Below are 26,946 nucleotides of genomic sequence, written 5' to 3'. Positions count from 1 at the left end.
TCCCGCCGCGGCAGCCGCCGCGGCAGCCGCCACCGAATAGTTTCCGGCGAACAGTTTCCACCGAACAGAACGAGTACATGCGACCCCTCGACCCCCGGCTGCTCCGCTACGCCTCTGCCGCGCGGTGGTTCCTGGTCATCGGTGCCGTGCTCGGTCTGGCGCAGACGTTCGTCGTCGTCGTCTTCTCCTGGTTGCTCAGCCAGGTGATCACGCTCGCGGTGGGAGGCCACGACGTGACCGAACTCGGTCCGTACGTCGGGGGGATCGCCGCGGTCGTGGTCCTGCGGGCCGCGTTCGTCTGGCTGCTCGAGGTCGCGGCGAGCCGCGGCGCGGCATCCGTCAAGAGCCAGCTGCGCACCCGGGTGCTGCGCGGGGTCGCCGAGCGTGGCCCGGACTGGCTTGCCGGCCAGCAGGGCGCACGCGTCTCCACCCTCGCGACCCAGGGCCTCGACGCCCTCGACAACTACTTCGCCAGGTACCTGCCGCAGCTGCTCCTCGCCGGGATCGCGACGCCGATCCTCGTACTCGTGATGCTGTGGCAGGACCTCCCGAGCGGCATCACGGTGATCATCGTGCTCCCGCTCATTCCGCTGTTCATGGTCCTGATCGGCCAGGCCACCCAGGCCGTGCAGAAGCAGCAGTGGGAGTCGCTGCAACGGCTCGGCACCGGCTTCCTCGACCTCGTCGGCGGCCTCGGCACCCTCAAGATCTTCGGCAGGGAACGCCGGCAGACCGAACGGGTGCGCACGATCACCGAGGACTACCGCGCTCGCACCATGAAGGTTCTCCGGGTGTCATTCCTGAGCGGCTTTGTGCTCGAGCTTGGGGCGAGCCTTTCGGTCGCGCTCGTTGCGGTGTCGATCGGCCTGCGGCTCGTCGACGGGTCGCTCGGACTCGGCGTCGGACTGTTCGTGCTGCTGCTCGCGCCGGAGGCGTTCCTCCCGGTGCGCCAGATCGGGGTTCAGTTCCACGCCGCCGCTGACGGGCTCGCCGCGGCCGAAGAAGTCTTCCGGATCATCGAGGGCGGTCCGGCAGCCGAGACGGCGACGGAGACAGCGGAGACAACGGAAACAGCGGAGACGGCGGATGCCGCGGCGCCTGCGGTGCCGGCTCCGGTCGCGACGCCGCCGGGCTCCCTTCGCTTCGACGCGGTCACCGTGCGGCGCGGCACGACCGTGACGCTCGCCGCGTTCAGTGCGACGGTCGCGCCCGGCCGGTTCGCGGTCATCGCCGGGCCGAGCGGCGCGGGCAAGTCGACGCTCGTCGCGACCCTCCAGGGCTTCGTGCCGTATTCCGGCTCCATCACCCTCGGCGAAACGGCCGTTGTGCCCGGGGGTCCTCGACCCTGGCTCGCCTGGGCCGGCCAACGGCCGGGACTGCTCTCCGGGACGATCGCAGACAACGTCGCGCTCGGCGCCCCCGGCGTGGACCGGGCCCTCGTGGCGCGCGCACTCGACCTCGCCGGTGGCGGCGACCTGGATCCATGGACCGCCCTCGGCGTGAACGGCGACGGGCTCTCGGGCGGCCAGGCGCAGCGCGTCGCCGCGGCGAGGGCCATCTATCGCACCCTGTCGGACCGATGCCCGGTGCTCGTCCTCGACGAACCGAGCTCCGCCCTCGACGAGGCCGCAGAAGGCCGGTTGATCGCGGGCCTCCGCGAGCTCGCGGCCGCCGGCACGATCGTGATCGTGGTGAGCCACCGCCCGGCCGTCGTGGCCGCGGCCGACCTCGTGCTGCCGGTCGTCCCGGTATCCGCTGCGCCGGCATCCGTCGTTTCGCTCGGGGAGGACGCCCATGTCTGAGTTCCTGCCCCCCGCCAGGGTCCGCGCGATCCTGCGGCTCGCCCAGCCGTCCGCGCGCCTTTTCCTGCCCGGGCTGGCCGCCGGCGTCGCGAGCGCCCTCTCCGCCGTGGCCCTGCTCGCGACGAGCGCCTGGCTGATCACCCGCGCCGCCGAACAGCCGCCGATCCTCTACCTGTCGATGGCGATCGTCGGCGTGCGCGCCTTCGCCCTCGGCCGCTCCGCGTTCCGCTACCTCGACCGGCTCACGAGCCACGATGCCGCCTTCCGCCAGCTCGCCGCGCTCCGGGTCGGCGTCTTCGAACGCATCCTGCCGCTCGCCCCCGCCGGACTCGCGAACACCCGCCGCGGTGACCTGCTGACGCGTCTCGTCCGGGACGTCGACGACCTGCAGGACTTCCCGCTGCGGGTCGTGCAACCGCTGGCAACGGCCGGGGTGCTCACCGTAGTGAGCGTCCTGGGCGTCTGGCTGCTCTCGCCGCTCGCGGCTCTCGGACTCGCGCTCTGTCTCGTCCTCGCCGGAGTGCTCGGCACGGCCGCGTCGGGGAGCGTCGCCGCCGGCTCCGAGCGGGAGCTCGCTCCACTCCGCGGGGACCTTGCCGACCGGGTGCTCGAACTCGTCGAGAACATCGACGTGCTCACGGCGTTCGGAGTGCTCGATTCCCGTCTGGAAGGGCTGGTCGGCGCCGACGACCGGCTGCGCCGGGCGACCCTGCGCCGATCCGTCGGCGTCGGCATCCAGGGCGCCGTGCTCTCCCTTTTCGCGGGTGCCGCGACCGTCGTCGCGTTGCTCGCCGGGTTCGGCGGGCTCTCGGGCGGCAGCCTGCCCGGGCCCGATTTCGCCGTGATCGTGCTCGTTCCGATGGCGGTCTTCGAGATCTTCGCCGTCGTGCCGGCCGCCCTCGGCGCCTGGCGCCAGGTGCGATCGAGCGCCCAACGTGTTGCGGATGCCGTACCCACCACGGTCCCGCGGGAGATCCCGATCGAGAACGACGCCGATTCCGGGCAGGACGCCGTCGCATCCGCCATCTCCGCGCAGCCTGCGTTGCTGCTGAGCGGGGTCGGCGCCTCCTGGCCCGGCGCCACGGAGCCCGGCGTCTCCGGCGTGACCCTCCGCCTCGGCCCCGGTGAACGCGTCCACCTCGCCGGCCCGAGCGGCGCTGGCAAGACCACGCTTGCGCAGGTGCTCGTCCGTTTCCTCGACTACACCGGTTCGTACACGCTCGACGGCGTCGAGGCGAACACGCTCGCGCCCTCCGCCGTGCGCCGCGCAGTCGGACTGTGCGAGCAACAACCCTGGCTCTTCGACGACAGCATCCGCCAGAACCTGCTGTTCGCCAGGGAAACCGCGAGCGACGACGACCTGCTCGCCGTGCTCGATCGGGTCGGCCTCGGCGACTGGACCGCACAGCGCGGAGGACTGGACGCGAGGGTCGGCGAACGCGGCGCCCTCGTCTCCGGCGGCCAGGCCCAGCGGATCGCCCTTGCCAGGGCGCTCCTGGCGGACTTCCCCGTGCTCGTCGTCGACGAACCCACCGCGAACGTGGACGAGGCACAGGGTGACCGTCTCGTGCGGGACATCCTCGCGACGGCGGCAGAGGACGGCAGGGCCGTCCTGCTCATCTCGCACACCCCGGTGCCCGACGAGCTCATCACCGCACGGGTGACCCTTCCCGCCTGACGCTGCGCGCCTGATCTTGCCCGCGTGACCATGCCCGCCTGACTTGCCGGGTGACCCGACGCGCCTGACTCTGCCCGCGGGACCCCGCTGGCCTCAACCTGTTTGTTCCGGAGATCGCCGGAGGTCCCTGCTAGAACGGTGTCGGGTCGTCGGGGTCTTCGGGTGTGGGGTCGAGGGTCCAGACATCCACGAACGGGGCCGGCGGTTTGGGTACGGGCGTGGGATGTCGGGGTGGTCTCATGTCCGCTGAGGGTTCCACGATGTAGCTGTACCCGGCCGGGGACGTCCATTCGATGCGGCCGTCGCCGAGGTGCTTCGGCGACCACCTCGTGTAGCTCTTCACCGCGTGGTGATACGGGCAGAGATGGGCGAGGTTCATCGCGTCGGTCTCCCCGCCGTGCTGCCACTCGATGCTGTGGTCGAGGTCGGACCGTTTGGCGGAGCGGCGGCAGCCCGGGAAGGTGCAGGTTTCATCCCGCACCTCGAGCCATTTCTTGAGCGCGGCGGGTGGTTTGTAGGTGTCGCGTCCCATCGAGAGCACGACGCCGGTTTCCGGGTGGGTGAGTAGCCGGGTGAAGCTCGGCGCCCCGGCGGCGAGACGCCTCGCGGTGTCGGGGTCGATGGGTCCGTACCCGGCCAGGTACCCGGGTTCCTCGCTCTTCCCCAGCAGGGTCAGCACCGGAACGGTGACGTTGACCTGCGCGGCCACCCCGGCACCGAGACCGTCCGGGGTGACCCCGCCGATCAGGACGTCGGTGAGGACGTCTGCCGCCAGCTGGGTCAGCGTGCGGGTTTCCTCCGGGCCCTGCAGGGAGAGCGCCGTGTCGAGGGTGCGGTGGTAGGCCGCCTGCACCTTCTCCGCGTCCCCGGTCAGGTACAGGGAGGCCATTCCGTCGTTGAGGGCCTGGAACACGACGTGCCGGTCTTCGACACTCTTCTGGTGCCTCGCGGTGATGGTTTCCGGGTGGGTGCGTTCCCGCACCCGCCGGGCCGGTCGGCGAGCTTCGCGACGGTGAGCACTTCCGCGTCGGGCACGAGGACGTCCTCGAACACGGCGCGGGCCCGCGCGGCCGCCACCGGGTCATCATCCATTCGGATGCCCCAGGCCTGTTCCATGATCACCTGCGCGTGCCGGTAACTGATCGCCCCGCGGGTCAAGGCGTCCCGTGTTGCGGGGAGGTCCTCGGCGAGGGTGCGGCTGGCTTCGATCAGGGTCTCCGCCGTGCGCCGCGGGAGCCGGAGCAGGGCGCCGACCTCGCAGGTGAACTCCTCCTTCGTGGCTTCTTCCGGCGACCACGGCATTCGTGGCCCACCGGCGCGTTCTGCGGCTTCCGCCCGGGCCCGGCCGACATCGGCCAGCACCCGCTGCGCGGCATAGATCGCAGCGGCCCGCTTCGCGGCGGCCCGGTTCATTTCCCGGTCCGCCTCCCGGATCGCGTCATACACCTCGGGCAGGGACGGCTCCACGAGACTGAGGTGCCGGGGGTTGAGGTAAGTCTCGGGAGGGTTGTCGGGCGGGGTCCCGGGCGGGGGTTCCGCCGTGTTTTCCACCGTGCTTTCCGCGTGAACTTCTGAGGGTTCTTCAGCTGTCATACCGGTCACTCTACGGAGGACCACCGACATTCCACCGGTCTCCGCCACCCCGCAAATCACCTGTGGATAACCCGGTCAGAACCGTTTAACAGCGGGACGGGTCGCCATCAGCGCCCAGACAGATCAGCAGGCTCCTAGGCTAGGGGCGTGTCCGCATCCTTTCGTCTCTGTCGCCGTCCCGGCCGGGGCGAAGACTTACGATGGGAGCTCGACGGCTGGTGGGACCCGGCAGACGCCTTCGAGGCGCTCTACCGGGACAGTGCCCACGCGATCTGGCTCGACGCCGGCCCCGGAGCGAGGGCCGGCTTCAGCTATCTTGCCGGGCCGACCGAACGCTCCCGCTTCGTGACCGCCTCGGTAATGGATGGCACCGTGACCGTGACTGTTCCCGGCGACCCGCTCACCCCGCCCGTCACGAGTATCGGCACCGTCTTCGACTTCCTCAACACCGATCTCGCCGCGCCGGGCGGCCCGCCGGGCGGCGAGGCAACCGGTGACGCGGCGGGGCCGGGCAGCAGGAGAGCAGGCGACTTCACCCTCGGCTGGGTCGGCTGGTTCGGGTATGAGCTCGGCGCCCAGACCCTCGGCGTGCCGCAGCCTCCCTCGCGCTACCCCGACGCTGCCCTGCTCGAGGTCGACCGGATGCTCGCCTTCGACCACGAGAGCCGCACTGTCACCCTGCTCGCCCGCAGGCAGCCGGGGGAGCCGGCCCGGCTTGCCGAGGACTGGGCCCGAGCTGTGCGGGCGCGACGGGACAGTGCTCCTGCGGAGCGGCATCCGCTGTCGTCGGCCGGCATGGTGGCTGCGGCGGACGTCGCGCCCGAGCAGCCCGGATCGCCGCCCCGCGCCCGCTGGCGGCACGGCGGAGCCGACTACGCTGCCCTGATCGAACGCTGCCAGGCCTTCATCGCCGCGGGGGACGCATACCAGCTCTGCCTCACCAATGAGATCACCGTCGACGTGCGACCGCACCCCGTCGTGGCCTACCACCGGCTGCGGGCCGGCAGCCCGAGCCACCACGGCGGCCTGCTGCGCTTCGGGGACACCGCCCTGTTGAGCGCATCGCCAGAGCAGTTCCTCACCGTCAGCACCGACGGCAGACTCTCGAGCAAACCGATCAAGGGCACCAGGCCGCGCTCCGCCGATCCCGCCACCGATGCCCGCCTCCGCGCCGACCTCGCCGCGAGTGACAAGGAACGCGCCGAGAACCTGATGATCGTCGACCTGATGCGCAACGACCTCGGCCGGGTCGCCGAACTCGGCACCGTCGCCGTCACGCGCCTCCTCGACGTCGAGAGCTACGCGCACGTCCACCAGCTCGTGAGTACGGTCGAGGCACGACTCGCCGCGGGGCTGACGGGCACGGATGCCGTCCGGTCCTGCTTTCCGGCCGGTTCGATGACGGGGGTGCCCAAGCAGAGCGCCGTCAGCCTGCTGCGCGGCCTCGAGGACGGTCCGCGCGGCATCTACTCGGGTGCGTTCGGCTACTTCGGCCGCGACGGAGCCGTCGACCTCGCCATGGTGATCCGCAGCATCGTCCTCGATCCCGCAGGAGCCTCGATTGGAACCGGCGGCGGAATCACCACCCTGTCCGTCGCGGCGGAGGAGGTCGAGGAGACCCGGATCAAGGCCGCGGCACTCCTGACCGTGCTCGGTATCGGCCCTGACCTCGTTACCGGCGCGGGTTGAGTAACCTAGAAGCTTGGACTGTGAAGCGTTCACGCCCGAATCACCAGAATGAGAGTCCCGTGGCACACGAGCACGACCGCACCCCACACGGCGTAGAGATCGACGAGGACGTCTATGACTTCGCCGCGATCCAGGCGAAGTGGCAACCCATCTGGGACGAGCTCGAACCGTTCCGGACGAGCGACCCCGACGACACCCGTCCGCGCAAGTACGTGCTCGACATGTTCCCGTATCCCTCAGGCGACCTGCACATGGGCCACGCCGAGGTCTACGCGCTCGGCGACATCGTCGCCAGGTACTGGCGCCAGCAGGGCTTCAACGTGCTGCACCCGATCGGCTGGGACTCCTTTGGCCTTCCCGCCGAGAACGCGGCCATCAAGCGCGGCATCGACCCGCGCGGGTGGACCTATGACAACATCGCGCAGCAGAAGAAGAGCATGAAGCTCTACGCCGCCTCCTTCGACTGGTCCCGCGAACTGCACACGAGCGACCCCGAGTACTACAAGTGGAACCAGTGGCTGTTCCTGCAGCTGTACAAGAAGGGCCTCGCCTACCGCAAGGACAGCTGGGTCAACTGGGACCCGATCGACCAGACCGTGCTCGCGAACGAGCAGGTCCTGCCGGACGGCACGAGCGACCGCAGCGGCGCGATCGTGGTCAAGAAGAAGCTCACCCAGTGGTACTTCAAGATCACCGACTACGCGGACCGCCTGCTCGACGACCTCAACCAGCTCGAGGGCACCTGGCCGGCCAAGGTCCTCAACATGCAGCGCAACTGGATCGGCCGCTCCATCGGCGCCGACGTCGACTTCGCCATCGAGGGCCGGGAGGCCGTCGTGAGCGTCTTCACGACCCGCCCGGACACCCTCTTCGGCGCGACCTTCATGGTCGTGGCCCCCGACTCCGACCTCGCCGCCGAGCTCGTCGCCGACTCCACTCCCGAGGTGCGCAAGCGCTTCCAGGACTACCTCGTGCAGATGCAGAAGAGCACGGACATCGAGCGCCAGGCCACCGACCGGCCGAAGACCGGCGTCTTCCTCGAACGCTTCGCGATCAACCCCGTGAACGGCGAACGCCTGCCGATCTGGGCCGCAGACTACGTCTTCGCGGACTACGGCCATGGCGCCGTGATGGCGGTTCCCGCGCACGACCAGCGCGACCTCGATTTCGCCCGGAAGTTCGACCTGCCCGTCCGGGTTGTCGTCGACACGACGGCCCCCCTGACCGGAACCCTGCCCGTGATCACGCCCGGCATGATCGACGGCACGGAGGAACTGCCGCTCGACCCCACTCCGCTCGATCCAGCGGAAACCGGTGTCGCGCTGGCCGGGGAAGGCCGCCTGATCAATTCCGGAGCCCTCACCGGCCTCAGCAAGAACAACGCGATCAAGCGCATCGTCGAGCAGCTCACCCAGGACGGCACCGGAAGGGCCGCGAAGAACTACCGGCTGCGCGACTGGCTCATCTCCCGCCAGCGCTACTGGGGCACCCCGATCCCGATCATCCACGGCCAGGACGGCGCAGAGATCCCTGTGCCCGAAGACCAGCTGCCGGTGCTGCTGCCCTCGACGGAGGGCCTCGATCTCAAGCCGAAGGGCACGTCGCCGCTCGGCGGCGCCACGGACTGGGTCAACGTACCCAACCCGATCGACGGCACCCCGGCCCGCCGCGACGCCGACACGATGGACACCTTCGTCGACAGCTCCTGGTACTTCCTCCGGTTCCTGAACCCGAACGACGACACCCAGGCCTTCGACCCGAAGGAAGCCGAGAAGTGGGCTCCCGTCGACCAGTACGTCGGCGGCGTCGAGCACGCGATCCTGCACCTGCTCTACGCCCGGTTCATCACCAAGGTGCTCTTCGACCTCGGCTACGTGACGTTCACCGAGCCGTTCACCGCACTGCTCAACCAGGGCATGGTCATCCTCGACGGCACCAAGATGTCCAAGAGCAAGGGCAACCTCGTCTACTTCACCGAGGAGATCGACCAGTTCGGCGTCGACGCCGTGCGCCTCACGATGGCCTTCGCCGGCCCGCCGGAGGACGACATCGACTGGGCGGAAGTCTCCCCGGTCGGGTCGGCCAAGTTCCTCGCCCGCGCCTGGCGCATGGCCAAGGACGTCACGAGCGCGCCCGACGTGCTGTGGAAGACCGGTGACCCCGCCCTCCGCCGGGTCACGCATCGCTTCCTCGCCGACGCGCCCGGCCTGATCGAGTCCTTCAAGTTCAATGTCGTCGTCGCACGCCTGATGGAGCTCGTGAACGCGACCCGCAAGGTCATCGACACGGGCGCAGGCCCGGCGGATGCCGCGGTGCGGGAGGCCGCTGAGGCGACCGCCATGGCGCTCAACCTCTTCGCGCCGTACACCGCGGAGGACATGTGGCAGCGCCTCGGCTACGAGCCGTGCGTCGCGCTCGCCCAGTGGCGCAAGGCCGACCCGCGGCTCCTCGTCGAGGAGTCCGTCACGGCGATCGTGCAGGTCGACAGCAAGGTGCGCGAGCGCCTCGTGGTTTCGCCGAAGATCTCCGCTGACGACCTCGAGGGCCTCGCCCGCGCATCCGCGTCGGTCATTCGCTCGATCGGGGACCGGGAGATCGTCCACGTGATCGTCCGGGCGCCAAAGCTCGTGAGCATCGTCACCAAGCCCGTCTGAGGTCCTGACGTATGGACGTCGTGAGGTCCTGAGGATCCCGGAGGATCCCTGAGGGTCCACGAGGGTCCACGGGCCCTCGCCGATGCGCATCGCGCGCCCTCGACAGGCCTGGGTTCGGTCCGGTTGTCCACCGGTCCGGCCCGGGCCGGTGCCCCGCGCGGCGGCGCGCATAGCCTGCCCGGATGGAGACTCCACGAACCCCGGCCTGGCCGGCAGGGGAACCCGGGACAGGGCAGGGAGGGCGGCCCGGCCGGGGTCACGACCTGGAGCCGAGCCCAACCGACGCTGCCGACCCGTTCCCCGTCCGGATATCGCCGCTCGACACCCTCGCGCCTTCTGCCCGCCGGCCAAACCGGGCCAGGCTCCGGATCGGACTGGGCGCGGCGGTCGTGCTTGTGCTGGCCGCTCTCCTCATCGCGGTGATCGTCACCGCGCTCGGGCCGCAGGCCGGGCGGCAGGTCCTCGTGCCCGCGGCGGGCGGAGCCGCAGGCCACGGAACGCCGACGGCATCCCCTGGCACAGGCACAGCGACCGATTCGTCCGGGTCCACCACGGGCACGTCCGGTCCTGCCTCCGGAGCGGCCGGCTCCGGAACGGGGCGGGCCTCGCCGTCTCCGGATGCGGCTCCCACACCCGTCATCCTCGTGCACGTCCTCGGTGCCGTTCTCCGGCCGGGCCTGTTCGAACTGCCGGTCGGCGCCCGCGTGGTCGACGCCGTGTCGGCAGCAGGGGGATTCACCGCGGCGGCCGATCCGGCAGGGACCAATCTCGCCAGGCCGCTCTCGGACGGCGAACAGGTCTACCTGCCCGCCATCGGTGAGACGGTACCGGGGGGAGCGGCCGGCACCGGCGGCACCGGCGGAAGCGCCGCCGGTTCGGGTGGAGCGGCCGGTCTTCCCGCGGTGAAGGTCAATCTCAACCGGGCGACGGTGTCCGAGCTGGACGCGCTGCCGCGGATCGGCCCGGCGATGGCGCAGCGCATCGTCGACTACCGGTCCGCGAACGGACCCTTCGCCGCCATCGAGGACCTCCGGAACGTGACCGGGATCGGAGAAAAGACCTTCGAGACCCTGAAAGACCTCGTGACGGTGTGAGACCGCCGGCGGGAGGTGGTTCCAGGGCGGACGCACGCCTCGTGATACCCGCGGCAACGGCCTGGGCAACGGCCTGGTGGCTCACGGGAGCCCCGGTGTCCGCAGGGCCGACCGCGGCGGTCCTGTGGGCGGCCGTGCTCGCTGTGGCCGGGTACGCGGTCCTCATGGCGGGCAGGGGACACGCGCGCTCGGCGTCCAGTCCCGCGGCCGGCGCGGGGATCCGCCTGGCGATCCGGCGCCGGGCGACCCGGTTGCCCGCGAACCGGTTGCCCGCGAACCGGACGGTGAGCTCCGGAACCGTCCTGGTCTGCTGCACGGCCGCGGCCCTCCTGGCCACGCTCGTCGCGGTCGCGGCTCCCGCCCGGCTGCCGGCCGGGGTCGCACAGATCTCGGCGGCCCATGCGTCTGTCGCGGCGCGGATCGTTGTCGGTTCCGTGCCGGCCAGAGCCCCGGCACTGTCGGGATTCGGTGGTTCCGATGCGGGTGCCGGTGCCAACGCAGGGGGCGGGCGCATCCGGTTCCGGGGCACCCTTGTCGCACTGCGCGCGGGGACCGGTTCGGCTGTGGCAGCCGCGCGGGACACGTGGGACAGCCTGTCCGTGCCGGTCCTCGTGTTCGCCGCGGGGTCTGCGGGGGATTATTCCCTGCGGATCGGTGCAACCGTTGGCCTGGACGCGACACTCGTGGCCACCCAGCCGGGCGACGCCGCAGCGCTGCTCGTCTTCGGCGACGGACGACCGGTGCCCGTCGCCGCAGCGCCGTGGTGGCTCGACTGGGCCGACGAATTGCGCGCCCGCTTCGCCGCCGCGTCCGCAACCCTCCCCGGCGACGGGGGAGCGCTGTTGCCCGGGCTCGCGATCGGAGACACGAGCGCCGTCGGTGACGACCTCGGTGCGGCAATGAAGTCCAGCTCGCTCAGTCACCTTACCGCGGTCTCCGGAGCGAATTGCGCGGTCGTGATCGCGATCATCATGCTGCTCGGCGCCAGGCTCAGGCTCGGCCGGTTCCGGCTCGGGCGAGGTGCGCGCATCACCCTGTCGCTCGGCGTCCTGCTCGGCTTCGTCGTGCTCGTCACCCCAGAGCCGAGCGTGCTGCGCGCCGCCGTGATGGCGGCGGTGCTCCTCATCGGACTGGGCATCGGCAGGCCAGGTCGCGGCCTGCCCCTGCTCGCGCTGTCTGTCATCGTGCTGCTTGCGACGGACCCCTGGCTCTCCCGCAGCTACGGATTCGCGCTCTCCGTGCTCGCCACCGGCGGGCTTCTCGTGCTTGCCGGGCCGCTGACCCGGTCCCTGGCCCGCTGGCTGCCGACCGGGCTCGCCGCCCTGATCGCGATCCCGCTCGCAGCGCAGCTGGCCTGCCAGCCCGTGCTCGTGTTGCTGAGCCCGACCTTTCCGCTCTACGGCGTTCCGGCCAACCTGCTCGCCGAGCCGGCGGCCCCGCTCGCGACGGTCGTCGGCCTCGCGGCGTGCCTGCTGCTGCCCTGGCTCCCCGGCGTGGCAGGCGTCGTTCTCTGGGCGGCGTGGGTCCCGTCCGCTTGGATCGCCGCGGTCGCGCGGACCGCGGCGGCGCTGCCGGGCAGCAGCCTGCCCTGGCTCGGTGGCCCGTTGGGGGTGCTCGTGACCCTGCTCCTCAGCGCCGCCGTGCTCGTGTTGCTCCTGCGTCAGGGCACAGGGACCGAGTCAGCGGCAGGAATCGGGGAGCGAATGCGCGAGCGCGACATCGACGTCGATGGCACGCCTCGATCGCGGCAGGGCGAGCGGCGGGGACTCCGGGACAGACTCCGGCACAGGCTTTCGCGCAGACTCCGGCGACGCCTCCGGCCGGGTGCAGGCGGCGCCTGCCGGACCCGATCGACGCTCGACGGCTGGTCGGCCGTCGCGCTCGTGGTTCTCGTGCTGGTCGTCGGCGGATATGCGGGCGCCCTGATCGGAAAGGGCATCGGCCGCGCCCTGACCTTCCCCGCCGATTGGCAGATCGCAGCGTGCGATATCGGCCAGGGAGATGCCGTCGTCGTCAGGGACCACGGGGCCGACCGGGACCGCTTTGCCCTTGTCGACGTCGGGCCGGACCCGAAACCGCTCAAGCAGTGCCTGCGCTCGCTCGGGATCGACCGGATCGACCTGCTGGTGCTGACCCACTACGACATGGACCACATCGGCGGAATCGCGGCCGTGATCGGCCGGGTCGGTACCGCACTCATCGGCATCCCCGAGAACGCGCAGGACGAACGGCTGCATGCCCGGCTCGCCGAGGGCGGCGCCGAGGTGCGGCAAGCTGCGAAGGGCGACTCGGGCACGCTGGGCGGCCTGCGCTGGGACATCCTCTGGCCCGTGCGCGGCGGATCGGAGATGCAGACCGGCAACCCGGGGAGCGTCACGATCGAATTCGACGGGCGCGGAATCCGCTCGGTGTTTCTCGGCGACCTCGGCGAGGACGCTCAGGACGCGCTCGACCGGGTGTCCGCACCGGGCAGGGTTGACGTCGTCAAGGTCGCCCACCACGGCAGCCGGGACCAGAGCCCGCACTTCTATGCCGAGTTGCACGCAACCGTGGGCCTTATCTCCGTCGGTGCCGACAACGGCTACGGGCACCCGACCGCCTCCTTGCTCGACCTGCTCCGCTCGGTCGGCACCCTCGCCGTGCGCACCGACCGGCAGGGGCTCTCGGTCGTCGCGCCGGCCGCTGCTGGGGGAGGCGCCCTCACGGTCTGGACGGAGAAGGGCGGGTGAGCCAGTGCGTTCCTGCACTTGTGACTTGACGGGGAGGATCATCGACAAGCAGAATCTGGCGGGTATGAGCTGATCGCACCAGCGGAGGAGAACCGTGGGATCGAACCGGATGCGCCGGGGAAGCCGCCTCCGGTGTTGTCGCCGCGCCGACGGCTCCTTCGGCGCCTCGTTCGGTACGAGCCCGTGGTCGGTTCGCCGTCTGGATCCGATGCGCGGCGGGTGCTCTTTCACTCCACTGATGTCGCCGGTGCTGACATCCTCGTGTCAGGTAGTGTGATCGTCCCGGATGGCTCGGATCCGAACGGCGGGCGCACGATCGTGTCATGGGCACATCCGACAACGGGCACGGCGCCGCGGTGTGCCCCGTCCAGCAGAGTCTCCCCGTTTGCGCTTATCGAGGGGCTCACAGACCTTTTGTCGAACGGCTACATCGTCGTCGCCACCGACTACGCACCTGAGCTTGTTCTGCTCGGTGTCGGTGTCGGTGTCGCCGCCCCGGCAACCGATCTGACCAGCTTGCTCGATGCCGATATCGGCGACGTATCAGGTGTGACGATCGGTGCGTACGCCTTCGATTCCTACGCTCGGGCGTACTCGTCACAGCTGCCCGAGGATCCGCCGGCGAGCATCCTGAGCCCGGCTGGAGTCGCCGCTGTTGCCCAGATGGCGAAGCTGTGCCTGCTCGGCCAGAACGGCGAGCTGCACACTATCGCGACCCCGCTGATCGGTAAATTCACGAGCGCCGACTCCGCCACTGCGCCTGGCTGGAGTGAGCTCCTCGCAGAGAACTCGCCGGGCAGTCACCTGGCCGTGCCGCTCTTCGTCGCGCAGGGTTCGAAAGACACGCTCATCAAGCCCAAGATCACCGCGCGCTTCGTCGCCGCCCGGCAATCCGATGGCACCGCTGTCACTTCGCACATCTATCCGAATGCTGACCACGGGGCCGTCGCCATCACCGCGCTCCACGACCTCAGGGCCTGGATGCGAACACTCGCGTTGGACGGAAGGTCACCGACCGCCCAGTGCTCGAGGTTCTCCGCACCGCCCAGTGTCCCCGGTGCCGGTTAGGCTGGAAACCCTGAGCCCGCCCGTGAGCAGGCCCAGGGGAGAGGACTCGCGTGGCCGTCCGCAGCGCAGCACCCGCCAAGACCACGCGCACTGGCAAGGCCGTCGCGATCCCGCAACTCGCCTGGCACGAGGTCCGTCCCGCTCCGATCGTGCTCGTCTCCGGCACAGAGACCTTCCTCGCCGAACGGGCCATCCGGCAGCTGAGGGACTTCCTCAAGCTCGAGGACCCGAGCCTCGAGATCAGCGACGTGCTCGCCGACAGTTACGCGCCCGGTGAGCTGCTCACGATGGCGAGCCCGTCGCTCTTCGGGGAGCCGCGCCTGATCCGGGTCACCAACGTGGAGAAGTGCAGCGACACCTTCCTCGCCGAAGCCCTCGACTACCTGGAGAACCCCGCGGACGACACCTACGTCGTGCTCCGCCACGCCGGAGGAGTGCGCGGCAAGAAACTCCTCGACACCATCCGGTCCGGTCTCGGCTGCGGCATCGAGATCGTCTGCGCCGAACTCAAGAAGGACACCGACCGGCACGACTTCGCCGCGGCCGAATTCCGCACGGCAGGCAAACGGGTGAGCGGCAGTGCCCTGCGCGCCCTCGTGGCTGCGTTCTCCGGAGACCTCGCCGAACTCTCCGCGGCGTGCCAGCAGCTCATCGCCGACTCCACGACCGAGGTCACCGAAACCACGGTCGACCGGTACTACGGCGGCCGCGTCGAGGCGAACGCCTTCAAGGTCGCCGACGCCGCGATCGCGGGCAAGTATGGCGACGCCCTCGTCATCCTGCGGCACGCGCTCGCCTCCGGTGCAGATCCGGTCCCCGTCGTCGCGGCGTTCGCCATGAAGATCCGCACGATGGCCAAGGTCTACGGCGCCCGTGGCGGGTCCGGCCAGCTCGCCGGCCAGCTCGGCCTGGCGCCCTGGCAGGTCGAACGCGCCCAGCGCGACCTGCGCGGCTGGACCGACGAGGGACTCGGGCGATGCATCGTCGCCCTCGCCGAAGCGGATGCCGCGGTCAAGGGCGCCGAAAGGGATCCCGTTTTCGCCCTCGAACGCCTCATCGGCGTCATCGCCCGCCGCGGCGAGGACTGACCTGCCGACCTACCCCTGCCATCCCGTCACGGCCCAATCCGCAATGTGACACCATAATCGCTTGACATGACACCATCGTGGTGTCAGTCTGGTGGTATGGAACTCGGACAGTACGTCACCGACCTGCAGCGCCAGTTGGCGAAAACCGCGGCGAACGGCGCGGAGGAGACCCGCGCCGTCGCCGAACTGCTCGCCACCGGACTGGATGCCGCGACGAGGCTCGTGCTCCTCGACGTCCTGTCGGCCGCGGTCGGCGAGATCACCCGTGACCTCGCGCCCGGTTCGGTCGACCTGCGACTTCGAGGCCGCGAGATCGAGTTCGTGGTCACCCAGCCGAACCCCGAGTCCGACGCCGAGGATCGGCAGCCCGCCGCCGTCGACCTCGACGACACGAGCACCTCCCGCACGACGCTCCGTCTCCCGGACGCACTTAAGACCCGGGTGGACGAGGCGGCGGCGGCCGACGGGCTCTCCGTCAACACCTGGCTCGTCCGCGCGATTGCGGCCGCACTCCAGCCCCGTCAGCGCCGCTCCGCGCAGCGCACGCTGCGCACCGGGGACAACTTCGCGGGCTGGGCGCGCTGACCGGCCCGACCCCCGGCATCCATCAGCACCACCCCGCCGCACCAGGCACACACATCGGTCACAGACCACACCCACAGAAAGGGACGCGCCAGCATGCCCGCATACAGTACCCCCGGCCCCATCGACCTTGCCATCAACCTGCCCGTCGGCATCGTCGAGGTGCTCGCCGGCGACCGCACAGACACGATCGTGACGGTGTCGCCGACCAACCCGGCGAAGGCCGTCGACCGCAGGGGCGCGGAGGAGACCAGGGTCGAGTTCGACGGCAGCCGGTTGACTCTCACGGGGCCGAAGGCCCGCTTCAGCGTGATCGGCCCGACCGAGTCCGTCGATGTGAAGGTCGAGTTGCCCACCGGATCGCGGCTGACCGTCGAGATCAGCGTCGGCGGCGTGCGCACCGTCGGTCGGCTCGGCGCGACCCGCATCAAGGCGTTGACCGGTGCCGTGAACCTCGACACCACGGGCGACCTGTGGCTGCGTGCCTCCCACGGCAATGCGACAGTGACCACCGCAGACGGTGACATCGACATCACGGCGGACCACGGTCAGATCCGGATCGGCACCGTCACCGGTGACGCCGTCCTCAAGGCGTCGCACGGCAGCATCCTGATCGGTGAATCCGGCGGCGACCTCGAAGCGAAGCTCTCCTACGGCGACCTCGACATCACCACGGCCCGCGCCTCCGTCTCGGCGAAGACCGCGTACGGCAGCATCCACCTGCATGACGTGTCGAGCGGTTCGGTCCAGCTCGAGAGCGGCTTCGGCCAGGTGACCGTCGGCGTCCGGCCGGGCATCCCCGCCTGGCTCGACCTCGCCACAAAGGAAGGGCGGGTGCGCAACGAACTGGCCGGTGACCGGGCTCCCGACGCCGTCGAGCACACCGTCTCTGTCCGTGCGCGCACCCATTTCGGCGACATCGCCGTGGAACGGGCCCGCTGACCTGGCCATCCCGCCTCCCTGGCCGCCACCCCGGCCCGACCACCCGGGAAACCGTGCAGTGGGCCAGCCCAGAGAGCCGGCGGCGCACTCACCAGCAACAGTGGACCAGCAACAGAAACCAGCACGGCACTCACCCAGCAGAAAGGAATGAGAGACATGACCAGACCGGCGATCGACGTCCAGGGGCTCCGTAAGGCCTATGGCCGAAAGACCGTGCTCGACCAGGTCGACCTCAGCGTCGAGGCGGGCACCGTCACGGCGCTGCTCGGCCCGAACGGCGCGGGCAAGACCACGACCGTGCACATCCTGTCCACGCTCGTGCGACCGGACGGCGGAACCGCCGTTGTCAACGGATGCGACGTGGTGGGTGACCACGACGGCGTCCGCGCCGCGATCGGCCTCACCGGCCAGTTCTCGGCCGTCGACGGCCTGCTCACCGGTGAGGAGAACCTCCGCCTGATGGCGAGGCTGCGGCACCTGGGGCCGAAACGCGGGGCCCGGCGGGTGGCCGAACTCCTCGAACAGTTCGACCTCGACGAGTCCGCCCGGAAGCCGCTCGCCACATACTCCGGAGGGATGCGTCGCCGTCTCGACCTCGCCATGACGCTCGTCGCGGCGCCGAGTGTGCTCTTCCTCGACGAGCCGACCTCCGGCCTGGACCCGCGCAGCCGCCACACGATGTGGGACATCGTGCGCGGCCTCGTCACGGACGGCACGACGGTGCTGCTCACGACCCAGTACCTCGACGAGGCCGATGAGCTGGCCGACCGCATCGCCGTGCTCGACGGCGGCCGGATCGTCGCGAACGGCACCCCGGACGAGCTCAAGCGCCTCGTCCCCGGCGGCCACATCCGGCTGCGGTTCACGGATGCGGCGGCGCTCGACGCCGCCGCACGCCTGCTTGGCGACTCCACTCGCGATGAGGCAGGGCTTGCGCTCACCGTGCCGGGCGACGGCACGGTCGGCGCTCTGCGCGGCATCCTGGACCGCCTCGACAACGCAGGCGTCGCGATGGAGGACCTGAGCATCCACACGCCCGATCTCGACGACGTCTTCTTCGCCCTCACCGCCACCACGAACAGGTCCGCCCAAGCCGGTGCGGTCGAACCGGCTCGAACGAAGGGAACAGAATCATGACCACCCTCACTGCCGCGCACGCACCGGCCCCTGGCCGGAGGTCGCATGTGATCGCAGACACCGTCACGATGTTGCAGCGCAACCTGCTGCACATGGTGCGCTACCCCGGCCTCTCTCTGTTCACCATCCTCGGCCCCGTGGTGGCGCTGCTGATCCTCGTGTTCGTCTTCGGCGGAACGCTGGGGGCCGGCCTGCCCGGAGTCGATGCCTCCGGCGGCCGCGATGCCTACCTGGCCTACGTGATGCCCGGAATCCTCCTCATCACGATCTCCGGCAGTGCGGGCGGCGCCTCGATCACCGTCGCCATGGATATGACGGAGGGAATCACGGCACGCTTCCGCACCATGTCGATCTCGCGGGCTGCGGTCCTCGCCGGACACGTGGTCGGAAACACCGTCCAGTCCGTCATCGCCGTCGTGCTCGTGCTCGGCGTCGGCCTCCTGATCGGATTCCGGCCCACGGCGAGTCCGGCGGAATGGCTTGCCGCGGCAGGCCTGATCGTGCTCATCTCGTTCGCGGTGAGCTGGCTCGGCGTCGCGATGGGAATGCAGTCGAAGACTGTCGAGACGGCCAGCAACCTGCCCCTGCTGCTGACCCTCCTGCCGCTTCTGGGCAGCGGTTTCGTGCCGACGGCCTCGATGCCGGAGTGGCTGCAGTGGTTCGCGCAGTACCAGCCGTTCACGCCGTTCATCGAGAGCCTGCGCGGGCTGCTCCTCGGCACCCCGCTCGGCTGGAACCCGGTGCTCGCGATCGGATGGTGCGCCGTGCTCGCTCTCGTCGGCTACGCCTGGTCGATGGCGCTCTACGAGCGCAAGTCCGTGCGCTGACGGCAGACACGAAAAAAGCCCCCGTCGTTCGGCGGGGGCTTATTCGCGAGCCGGAAATCCGGCCGGGTAGTGCGGAGACTAGACGAGCGCGCCGACGGACTTGGCGAGCGCCGACTTCTTGTTTGCAGCCTGGTTGCGGTGGATGACACCCTTGCTGACGGCCTTGTCGAGCTTCTTCGACGCAATCGCGAGGCTGGCGACAGCCTTGTCCTTGTCGCCGGAGGTGACAGCGAGGCGCGCAGCGCGAACGGCGGTCTTGAACTCGCTCTTGACCGCCTTGTTGCGCTCCTGGGCCTTCTTGTTGGTGCCAATTCGCTTGATCTGCGACTTGATATTTGCCACGTTTATACGCTTTCGTTAGGTTCTTGTTCGGATGGGCCGCGTGGCGGTAGAGGGCGCCGTACGGCAAAATCGTGGTGGGGTGGGACCCAACACGCAAGCCAACAGGCAACGATACCAGTTAATCGCTCGGGCCGACAATCGGGGCGGACGATCAATGCCACGAACCTCATGGGAGCCCGGCCAGGATCCGGCCCAGGATCGCCGCGAAGCGGTCCGGCTGGGCGAGGCTGACCAGGTGCGAGGCCCGGGGGACGACGATGAGATACCCGTTCGGGCACGCGGCGAGGAACCGTTTCTCGTGCAGGCGAAACTGGTCGAAGGCGCCGTTGACCAGCCAGACCGGCCCGGGGTATTCGGCCAGGCTCCGCACGGGCTGGAGGGTCGCGGTCGCGCTGAGTCCGGCATCCATGACACCGAGCGGCACGCCGCCGGCGAGGGCTTCGAGCGCGCCCTCCCGGGGCAGCAGAAGGCGCACAAGCGTTGTGTGCATCCACAGGCCCTGGTGGGGGAGGCGACGGATCACTCTGGCCAACCACCGGTAGATCTCAAGCCCCGGACCGGCCGGAATGAAGCTGCAGGCCGCCGCCACGAGACCGATCACCCGCTCGGGATTGTCATCGGTCCTCCAGAGGGGCCGGCGCGACCCGGCCGATTATCGGAAAGCCTAGTGGGGCGCGATGAGCTCTCCGCGGGCGAAACCCGCGGCGGGCCTGAGCTATGGGAGAATTACCGGATCATGTCACCCAGACCCCTCACGGCGTTCCTGCCGGCCGCAACACCGCCGGCATTCATCCGTAACTTCTGCATCATCGCGCACATCGACCACGGCAAGTCCACCCTCGCCGACCGGATGCTGCAGATCACCGGCGTCGTCGACGACCGCCTGATGCGGGCCCAGTACCTCGACCGCATGGACATCGAACGCGAACGCGGCATCACGATCAAGAGCCAGGCCGTGAGGATGCCCTGGGAACTCGACGGCCAGGCCTACGCGCTCAACATGATCGACACCCCCGGTCATGTCGACTTCACCTACGAGGTCTCCCGGAGCCTCGCGGCCTGCGAGGGTGCCATCCTGCTCGTCGACGCGGCCCAGGGCATCGAAGCCCAGACCCTCGCGAACCTCTACCTTGCCCTCGAGAACGACCTCACGATCATCCCGGTGCTCAACAAGATCGACCTCCCCGCCGCGGATCCCGACAAGTACGCGAAGGAACTCGCGAGCCTGATCGGCGGCAAGCCGGAGGACGTGCTGCGCGTCTCGGGCAAGACCGGAGTCGGCGTCGCCGAACTGCTCGACCGTGCCACCCGGCTCATTCCCGCCCCCGTCGGCGACCCGGACGCCCCCGCCCGCGCGATGATCTTCGACTCGGTCTACGACAGCTACCGCGGCGTCGTCACCTACGTCCGCATGATCGACGGCAAGCTCAGCCCGCGCGAGAAGATCCAGATGATGTCCACCCGGGCGACGCACGAGATCCTCGAGATCGGCGTGACGAGCCCGGAGCCGACCCCGAGCAAGGGTCTCGGCGTCGGCGAGGTCGGCTACCTGATCACCGGCGTGAAGGACGTCCGCCAGTCCAAGGTCGGCGACACCGTCACGACCGCGCTGCGCCCGGCAACCGTCGCCCTCCCCGGCTACACGGAGCCCAAGCCGATGGTGTTCTCCGGCCTGTACCCGATCGACGGCAGCGACTACCCGGCCCTCCGTGAAGCACTTGACAAGCTCAAGCTCTCCGATGCCTCCCTCGTCTACGAGCCGGAGACATCCGTCGCCCTCGGCTTCGGGTTCCGCTGCGGGTTCCTCGGGCTGCTGCACCTCGAGATCATCACCGAGCGCCTCGACCGCGAGTTCAACCTCGACCTGATCACGACGGCCCCGAGCGTGATCTACGAGGTCTCGACCGACGACAAGAAGACCGTCACCGTGACGAACCCGAGCGAGTTCCCTGACGGCAAGATCGCCAAGGTCGAGGAACCGATCGTCAAGGCGGCGATCCTCGCGCCCAAGGACTACGTCGGCGTCATCATGGAGCTCTGCCAGGGCCGCCGCGGCACCCTGCTCGGCATGGAATACCTCGGTGAGGACCGGGTCGAGATCCGCTACACGATGCCGCTCGGTGAGATCGTCTTCGACTTCTTCGACCAGCTGAAGAGCAAGACCGCCGGGTACGCCTCGCTCGACTACGAACCGATCGGCTCGCAGGAGGCAGACCTGGTCAAGGTCGACATCCTGCTCCAGGGCGAGCAGGTGGACGCGTTCAGCGCCATCGTGCACCGCGACAAGGCATACGACTACGGCGTGCTGATGACCGGGCGGCTGCGGAAGCTCATCCCACGGCAGCAGTTCGACGTTCCGATCCAGGCCGCGATCGGCGCCCGCATCATCGCCCGCGAATCGATCAGCGCCATCCGCAAGGACGTCCTCGCCAAGTGTTACGGCGGCGACATCTCCCGCAAGCGCAAGCTGCTCGAGAAGCAGAAAGAGGGCAAGAAGCGCATGAAGATGGTCGGCCGCGTCGAGGTGCCGCAGGAGGCCTTCATCGCCGCGCTCTCGGGGGACGAGCCGGCCAAGAAAGAGAAGAAGTAGGCGGATGCGGCGTTCCACCTTCACCGACGCGGCCGTCACCTATGCGGCGATCGGCGGCACCCTCGCCTCTGACCTGCTCCGGTACCCGCCGCGCGGTTACCGGCCGCTCGAACGCACCGTGCGCCTCGGCAGCGGTGAAGTGCGGTTCCGGACCGCCGCCGCGCTCCTGATGACCTGGGGCGTGCAGCTCGGCAGTGGCATGACCGTCACCGACCTCCAGCAGAGCACCGGCGTCCAGTACTCCGGGATCGTATTCAACGCCGACGGCACCCCCTCGGCGAACCAGGAGCACCCGGTCGACGAGGCGACGTTCGCCGACGACGGCACCCCGTACATCGTCAACGGCATGTCCGCGCGCCTCTCGGTGGCGGTGGGCCCGTTCACCGTCGACTCGCCCGTACGCGTCGTCTACGTCATCGACGAGACCGACCGCATCGGTTTCGGCTACGGCACCCTCGCCGGCCACCCCGCGAGCGGCGAGGAGGCGTTCATCGTCGACCGGCAGGCCGACGACTCCGTCTGGCTGACGATCCGGGCCTTCTCACGTCCGAGCACCTGGTACTACCGGCTCGCCTGGCCGATCGTCCGCATGCAGCAGGCCAAGTACACCGCCCGCTACCTGCGCGCCCTGCACCCGGTCGGCGCGGTCTGACGATGGGCAGCGCCCTTCCCCTCGGCGATCCGGCCCCGCGCGACGGCCTCCTCCCGGCATCCGCCGCCGTCGGAGCCTCCGAGCGCGACTTCGGCGTGTACCTGCATGTGCCGTTCTGCCGGGTGCGCTGCGGCTACTGCGACTTCAACACCTACACCGCGACCGAGCTGCGCGGAGCGTCCCAGCACGACTACGCAGGACAGGCCGTCGCCGAGGTCGAGTCAGCAGGGCGCATCCTCCGCGACTCGGGGGTACCGGGCAGGGAAGCCGCGACGGTGTTCTTCGGCGGCGGCACCCCGACGCTGCTCCCCGCCGGGGACCTGGTGCGGATGCTCGACGCCGTCCGCGACACCTGGGGCCTCGCCGCGGGGGCGGAGGTGACCACGGAAGCCAACCCGGACTCCGTCGACGCCGCCTACCTCACGAGCCTCGCCGCCGCCGGCTTCACCAGGGTCTCCTTCGGCATGCAGTCCGCCGTGCCCCGGGTGCTCGCGACCCTCGAGCGCACCCACGACCCGGAACGCATCCCGCTCGTCACCGGGTGGGCCCGCGACGCCGGGCTCGACGTCAGCCTCGACCTCATCTACGGAACGCCGGGGGAGACCGGCGCCGACTGGCGCGCGAGCCTCGAACAGGCCATCGGCCTGTCCCCGAACCACATCAGCGCATACTCGCTCATCGTCGAGGACGGCACGAAGCTCGCAAGGCAGATCCGCCGCGGCGAACTCGCCCCCGTCGACGAGGACACCCAGGCCGAGTACTACGAACTCGCCGACGAACTCCTCGAGGCGGCCGGCTACGGCTGGTACGAGGTCAGCAACTGGGCGACGGATGCCGCGCACCGGTCCAGGCACAACCTCGCATACTGGCGCAGCCAGGACTGGTGGGGGGTGGGACCCGGTGCGCACAGCCACGTCGGCGGCGTGCGCTGGTGGAACGTCAAGCACCCCTCCGCATACGCCGACCGGATCCTCGCCGGCGACTCACCGGCCGCAGGGCGAGAGACCCTCGACGACACCACCCGCGAGGTCGAGCGGGTCCTGCTGCTCACCCGCATCCGGGAGGGTATCCGGATCGACTCGCTTTCGCCGCTCGGTCGTCGCGAGGTCGCCGGTCTCATCGCCGATGAGCTCGTCAACGCGAAAGCCGCCCTGTCCGGGACGGTCGAACTGACCAGGAGAGGACGGCTTCTCGCGGACGCCGTCGTACGACGGCTTCTCGCGGATTAAGGTGCTGCGGTCTAGCTTACGAACTTGAGGGTGAGGGTGAGCGGGTAGGTGTAGTACTCGCCCTTGTTGGCCGCGAGGGCAGCGATGATGCTGAAGACAACGCTCAGGACCCAGACGGCGGGCAGCAGCAGGAACCCGACCAGCGCCAGCGTCAGCACTCCGCTGACCACGTAGGCGATGGCCAGGGTGATCTGGAAGTTGAGCGCCGTCGCCGCGTGCGCGCGGATGAACGGGCCGCGGTCCTTGAGCACGAGGTAACCGATGAGCGCGGGCACGAACTCGAAGAGGATTCCGCCCACGTGGATCAGGGTGGCCCACAAGCGTTCGTCCGACGGGTTCATCGGCGTAACGGGCTGGTAGGCATTGGCGGGGGGTGGTGTGGACATTCGGGCTCCTTGGACGCGTTATCTGGTCGTGCTTGTCCCGCGAGATACTCCGGGTGGTTTGAGGTTCCGCCGGTCGCTGCGCTACTTGATGAGACGCAGGGCGAAGGGGTAGCGGTAGGCCTGGCCGTCCTTCGCCTTCAGGAACCCGAGGATCGAGAAGATGATCGCCACGACCCAGGCGGCGAAGATGATCAGGGCACCGACGAACGGGAGGATCGAGCCGATCACGTAGAGGATGGCGATCGTGATCTGGAAGTTCAGGGCTTCCTTGCCTTCCTGGGCGGTGAAGCGACCGCGATCCTTGAACACGAGCCAGATGATCAGGGAGGGGAGCGGGCCGATGATGCCGCCGAGGTGCGCGAAGGACGCCCACTGGCGGTCCTCGGTCTCGGTGAGGGGAGCAGCGGCAACGGGTGTGGGTGCTGCCGGCTGGTATGGCTGCTGCGGGGGGCGCTGGCCCAGGTTCGGATCGTCGCCGTTGTTACCGGTTGAATTGCTCATCATCGTGCCTTTCCGTGCGGATGGGGGACCGTTACAAGACTCAAGGTACTGCGCCCAATCATCCGCTAGCAATGGGGGTGTCCCCGTGTGTCGCGATATGATTGGCAGTCAAACGCTGTGAGTGCCAAAGTCGCCGGCACCCAGTCACCCGGAAAGGAGGCGATTCAGTCATGGTTTCGGATCGCAGCCTCGAAGTTCTGCGGGTCATTGTTCAAGACTACGTCGCCTCGCGCGAGCCCGTCGGGTCAAAAACCATCGTTGACCGGCATTCCTTCGGAGTGTCGGCGGCGACCATTCGCAATGACATGGCTCTCCTCGAGGAGGAGGAGCTCATCATCGCCCCGCACACCTCCTCAGGGCGGATCCCGACCGACAAGGGGTACCGGCTCTTCGTCGATCACCTCGCCGATCTGCGCCCGCTCTCCGCGGCGCAGCGCCAGGCCATCGAAACGTTCCTCGGGCAGTCCGCAGACCTCGACGAGGTCCTCGCCCGCAGCGTCCGGTTGCTCTCCCAGCTCACCCACCAGGTCGCGCTCGTGCAGTACCCCTCGCTGTCCCGTGCGAAGGTGCGCCACATCGAGCTCGTGGCGCTCTCGGAGACCCGGCTCCTGTCCGTGCTGATCACTGATGCCGGCCGGGTCGAGCAACGCGTGATCGAGTTGCCCCGGCCGCTCGAGGAGCAGCTGCTGGTGCGCCTCCGCGCCCGTCTCAACGCCGCGGTTGTCGGCCTCAGCATGAGCGCAGCAGCGATCGCGCTCACCGATGCCGCCGACCTGGCCGGCGAGCAACCGGACGTTGTCTCCCTGGTCACCCTCACCCTTCGCGACCAGGTGGGTGCGAACCGGCAGGAGCGGCTGGTGATGGCCGGCGCCGCGAACCTCGTGCGCACGGAGGAAGACTTCACCGGGAGCATCTACCCGGTGCTCGAGGCCATCGAGGAGCAGGTCGTCCTGCTGCGCCTCTTCGGCGAGATGGCGACAGACCAGCACGGGGTGTCGGTGAGTATCGGCAGGGAGAACGCGCCATTCGGCCTCTCCGAGACCAGCGTGCTGACCAGCGGCTACAGCTCGCAGGGTGGAGACCTTGCCCGCCTCGGCGTCCTGGGCCCCACCCGGATGGACTACTCGAACAACATGGCGGCCGTCCGTGCCGTCGCCCGCTACCTGTCCCGCCTGCTCGAATAGGCGAGTCCCTCGACCAGCCCCCACGCCGCACACCTACGAAAACAGACCTAGGAGAGCCAGCTTTGGCTGACCATTACGAAGTACTCGGCGTCGCCCGCGATGCCACTACCGACGAAATCAAGAAGGCGTACCGGCGCCTCGCCCGCCAGCTCCACCCCGACGTGAACCCCGGCGCAGACGCGTCGGAGCGGTTCAAGCTCGTCACGCACGCCTACGACGTGCTGAGCGACCCGAAGCAGCGCGACAACTACGACCACGGCGGCAACGGCCGCACGGGCGGAAACGCCGGGTTCGACGGCAACTTCGGCAACTTCGGCGACATCTTCGAGACCTTCTTCGGAGGAGGCGGCGGCAGCCGTGGACCGAAGTCTCGCCGCGAACGCGGCCAGGACGCCCTGATCCGGGTCGAACTCGACCTCGACGAGATCATCTTCGGAACCCACCGCGACCTCGAGGTCGACACGGCCATCGTCTGCGCGACCTGCAGCGGAACCTGCTGCCAGCCGGGAACCGCCCCCGTCACGTGCGACATCTGCCACGGCACCGGCACCATCCAGCGCGCCGTGCGCTCCCTGCTCGGCAATGTGATGACCTCGAGCCCCTGCGGCTCCTGCCGCGGTTTCGGCACGATCATCGCAACCCCGTGCGTGACCTGCCAGGGCCAGGGCCGCGTCCGCGCCCGCCGCACGGTTCCGGTCGACATCCCCGCCGGCGTCGACACCGGCCTGCGCCTGCAGATGCCCGGGAGCGGAGAGGCCGGACCGGCCGGCGGCCCCAATGGCGACCTGTACCTCGAAATGAAGGTTCGCCACCACGACGTGTTCAGCCGCGACGGTGACGACCTGCTCTGCACCCTCGACGTGCCCATGACGGATGCGATCCTCGGCACGACCACAACGGTCAAGGCCCTCGACGGGGACATCACCGTCGAGATCCGTGCCGGAGTGCAGGGCTCCGAAGTCATCACGGTCAAGGACCGCGGAGTCTCGCGCCTCCGCGGCAATGGCCGCGGCGACCTCAAGGTGGGAATCCACGTCGTGACGCCGACCAAGCTCGACCACAAGGAGCGGGAACTGATCGAACAGTTCGCCGCGAGGCACAAGTCCCCGGCGCCCGCGCTCAGTGCGGTGCAGCAGGGACTCTTCGCGAAGCTCCGCGACCGGTTCCGCGTCTAACCGG

General features: G+C 69.4%; 23 protein-coding genes. 17 read left to right on the top strand and 6 right to left on the bottom strand.

All coding sequences use genetic code 11. From position 1 onward, the window contains the following. Positions 1-77: 77 nt before the first annotated feature. Together cydD and cydC are read left to right on the top strand one after the other, a co-directional pair. The gene (gene cydD, locus RCH22_RS07990; protein WP_327013503.1) at positions 78-1,802 is read left to right on the top strand and encodes a thiol reductant ABC exporter subunit CydD; all 1,725 of its coding nucleotides are present in this window, start codon (positions 78-80) and stop codon (positions 1,800-1,802) included. Beyond that, positions 1,795-3,480, top strand: coding sequence for a thiol reductant ABC exporter subunit CydC (gene cydC / locus RCH22_RS07985; protein ID WP_327013502.1), 1,686 nt, complete (start codon positions 1,795-1,797; stop codon positions 3,478-3,480). The genes cydD and cydC overlap by 8 nt, the downstream gene beginning before the upstream one ends. Positions 3,481-3,610: 130 nt before the next feature. On the opposite strand, the gene RCH22_RS07980 is transcribed toward cydC, so the two are convergent. Both RCH22_RS07980 and RCH22_RS07975 read right to left on the bottom strand, forming a co-directional pair. After that, positions 3,611-4,462: a DUF222 domain-containing protein gene (locus RCH22_RS07980; RefSeq protein ID WP_327013501.1), complete on the bottom strand. Its 852-nt coding sequence runs from the start codon at positions 4,460-4,462 to the stop codon at positions 3,611-3,613. Then, positions 4,351-5,073 carry a hypothetical protein gene (locus tag RCH22_RS07975; RefSeq protein ID WP_327013500.1) on the bottom strand — a complete coding sequence of 241 codons (723 nt, stop codon included), beginning with the start codon at positions 5,071-5,073 and terminating at the stop codon, positions 4,351-4,353. The genes RCH22_RS07980 and RCH22_RS07975 overlap by 112 nt, the downstream gene beginning before the upstream one ends. A gap of 147 nt (positions 5,074-5,220) precedes the next feature. Between RCH22_RS07975 and RCH22_RS07970 the strand changes: the two genes are divergently transcribed. From RCH22_RS07970 to RCH22_RS07925, 10 genes are all read left to right on the top strand, one after another. Further along, the gene (locus RCH22_RS07970; RefSeq protein WP_327013499.1) at positions 5,221-6,762 is read left to right on the top strand and encodes an anthranilate synthase component I family protein; all 1,542 of its coding nucleotides are present in this window, start codon (positions 5,221-5,223) and stop codon (positions 6,760-6,762) included. A gap of 59 nt (positions 6,763-6,821) precedes the next feature. Next, positions 6,822-9,416 carry a leucine--tRNA ligase gene (gene leuS, locus RCH22_RS07965; RefSeq protein WP_327013498.1) on the top strand — a complete coding sequence of 865 codons (2,595 nt, stop codon included), beginning with the start codon at positions 6,822-6,824 and terminating at the stop codon, positions 9,414-9,416. Between the two features lie 182 nt (positions 9,417-9,598). Further along, the gene (locus RCH22_RS07960; protein WP_327013497.1) at positions 9,599-10,510 is read left to right on the top strand and encodes a helix-hairpin-helix domain-containing protein; all 912 of its coding nucleotides are present in this window, start codon (positions 9,599-9,601) and stop codon (positions 10,508-10,510) included. Between the two features lie 41 nt (positions 10,511-10,551). Then, the gene (locus tag RCH22_RS07955) at positions 10,552-13,239 is read left to right on the top strand and encodes a ComEC/Rec2 family competence protein (RefSeq protein WP_327013496.1); all 2,688 of its coding nucleotides are present in this window, start codon (positions 10,552-10,554) and stop codon (positions 13,237-13,239) included. A gap of 414 nt (positions 13,240-13,653) precedes the next feature. Continuing rightward, positions 13,654-14,307, top strand: coding sequence for a hypothetical protein (locus RCH22_RS07950; RefSeq protein ID WP_327013495.1), 654 nt, complete (start codon positions 13,654-13,656; stop codon positions 14,305-14,307). A gap of 50 nt (positions 14,308-14,357) precedes the next feature. Then, a complete protein-coding gene (gene holA / locus RCH22_RS07945; protein ID WP_327013494.1) occupies positions 14,358-15,395 on the top strand; it encodes a DNA polymerase III subunit delta in 1,038 nt (345 codons plus the stop codon). 96 nt (positions 15,396-15,491) lie between these two features. After that, positions 15,492-15,980: a histidine kinase gene (locus RCH22_RS07940; protein ID WP_327013493.1), complete on the top strand. Its 489-nt coding sequence runs from the start codon at positions 15,492-15,494 to the stop codon at positions 15,978-15,980. A gap of 93 nt (positions 15,981-16,073) precedes the next feature. Then, positions 16,074-16,919 carry a DUF4097 family beta strand repeat-containing protein gene (locus tag RCH22_RS07935; RefSeq protein ID WP_327013492.1) on the top strand — a complete coding sequence of 282 codons (846 nt, stop codon included), beginning with the start codon at positions 16,074-16,076 and terminating at the stop codon, positions 16,917-16,919. A gap of 156 nt (positions 16,920-17,075) precedes the next feature. Continuing rightward, positions 17,076-18,056: an ATP-binding cassette domain-containing protein gene (locus RCH22_RS07930; protein WP_327013491.1), complete on the top strand. Its 981-nt coding sequence runs from the start codon at positions 17,076-17,078 to the stop codon at positions 18,054-18,056. Then, complete coding sequence (locus RCH22_RS07925) at positions 18,053-18,883, top strand: ABC transporter permease (RefSeq protein WP_327013490.1); 831 nt, start codon at positions 18,053-18,055, stop codon at positions 18,881-18,883. The genes RCH22_RS07930 and RCH22_RS07925 overlap by 4 nt, the downstream gene beginning before the upstream one ends. Before the next feature lie 78 nt (positions 18,884-18,961). Here the strand turns inward: RCH22_RS07925 and rpsT are convergent, their stop codons facing one another. Both rpsT and RCH22_RS07915 read right to left on the bottom strand, forming a co-directional pair. Then, a complete protein-coding gene (gene rpsT, locus RCH22_RS07920; protein ID WP_134446062.1) occupies positions 18,962-19,225 on the bottom strand; it encodes a 30S ribosomal protein S20 in 264 nt (87 codons plus the stop codon). 166 nt (positions 19,226-19,391) lie between these two features. Further along, a complete protein-coding gene (locus RCH22_RS07915) occupies positions 19,392-19,826 on the bottom strand; it encodes an alpha/beta hydrolase (protein WP_327013489.1) in 435 nt (144 codons plus the stop codon). A 135-nt stretch (positions 19,827-19,961) separates the two neighbouring features. Between RCH22_RS07915 and lepA the strand changes: the two genes are divergently transcribed. The 3 genes from lepA to hemW are packed head-to-tail and all read left to right on the top strand — an operon-like array spanning position 19,962 to position 23,696. Next, on the top strand, positions 19,962-21,815 hold the full coding sequence (lepA, locus tag RCH22_RS07910; RefSeq protein WP_134533414.1) for a translation elongation factor 4: 1,854 nt from the start codon (positions 19,962-19,964) through the stop codon (positions 21,813-21,815). A 4-nt stretch (positions 21,816-21,819) separates the two neighbouring features. Continuing rightward, the gene (locus RCH22_RS07905) at positions 21,820-22,467 is read left to right on the top strand and encodes a DUF1990 domain-containing protein (RefSeq protein WP_327013488.1); all 648 of its coding nucleotides are present in this window, start codon (positions 21,820-21,822) and stop codon (positions 22,465-22,467) included. Between the two features lie 2 nt (positions 22,468-22,469). After that, positions 22,470-23,696: a radical SAM family heme chaperone HemW gene (hemW, locus tag RCH22_RS07900; RefSeq protein ID WP_327013487.1), complete on the top strand. Its 1,227-nt coding sequence runs from the start codon at positions 22,470-22,472 to the stop codon at positions 23,694-23,696. A gap of 11 nt (positions 23,697-23,707) precedes the next feature. Here the strand turns inward: hemW and RCH22_RS07895 are convergent, their stop codons facing one another. Both RCH22_RS07895 and RCH22_RS07890 read right to left on the bottom strand, forming a co-directional pair. After that, positions 23,708-24,082 (bottom strand): DUF4870 domain-containing protein, encoded by a 375-nt coding sequence (locus RCH22_RS07895; RefSeq protein ID WP_327013486.1) that lies wholly within the window; start codon positions 24,080-24,082, stop codon positions 23,708-23,710. 81 nt (positions 24,083-24,163) lie between these two features. After that, complete coding sequence (locus tag RCH22_RS07890) at positions 24,164-24,586, bottom strand: DUF4870 domain-containing protein (RefSeq protein WP_327013485.1); 423 nt, start codon at positions 24,584-24,586, stop codon at positions 24,164-24,166. Positions 24,587-24,753: 167 nt separating this feature from the next. Between RCH22_RS07890 and hrcA the strand changes: the two genes are divergently transcribed. Together hrcA and dnaJ are read left to right on the top strand one after the other, a co-directional pair. Beyond that, positions 24,754-25,767, top strand: a complete 1,014-nt coding sequence (gene hrcA, locus RCH22_RS07885; protein ID WP_327013484.1) for a heat-inducible transcriptional repressor HrcA — start codon at positions 24,754-24,756, stop codon at positions 25,765-25,767. Positions 25,768-25,829: 62 nt separating this feature from the next. Continuing rightward, the gene (gene dnaJ, locus RCH22_RS07880) at positions 25,830-26,942 is read left to right on the top strand and encodes a molecular chaperone DnaJ (protein WP_327013483.1); all 1,113 of its coding nucleotides are present in this window, start codon (positions 25,830-25,832) and stop codon (positions 26,940-26,942) included. Positions 26,943-26,946 lie beyond the last annotated feature (4 nt).

The organism is Cryobacterium sp. GrIS_2_6, assembly GCF_035984545.1.
Lineage (GTDB): Bacteria > Actinomycetota > Actinomycetes > Actinomycetales > Microbacteriaceae > Cryobacterium.
This window is presented reverse-complemented; position numbering and strand designations above follow the sequence as displayed.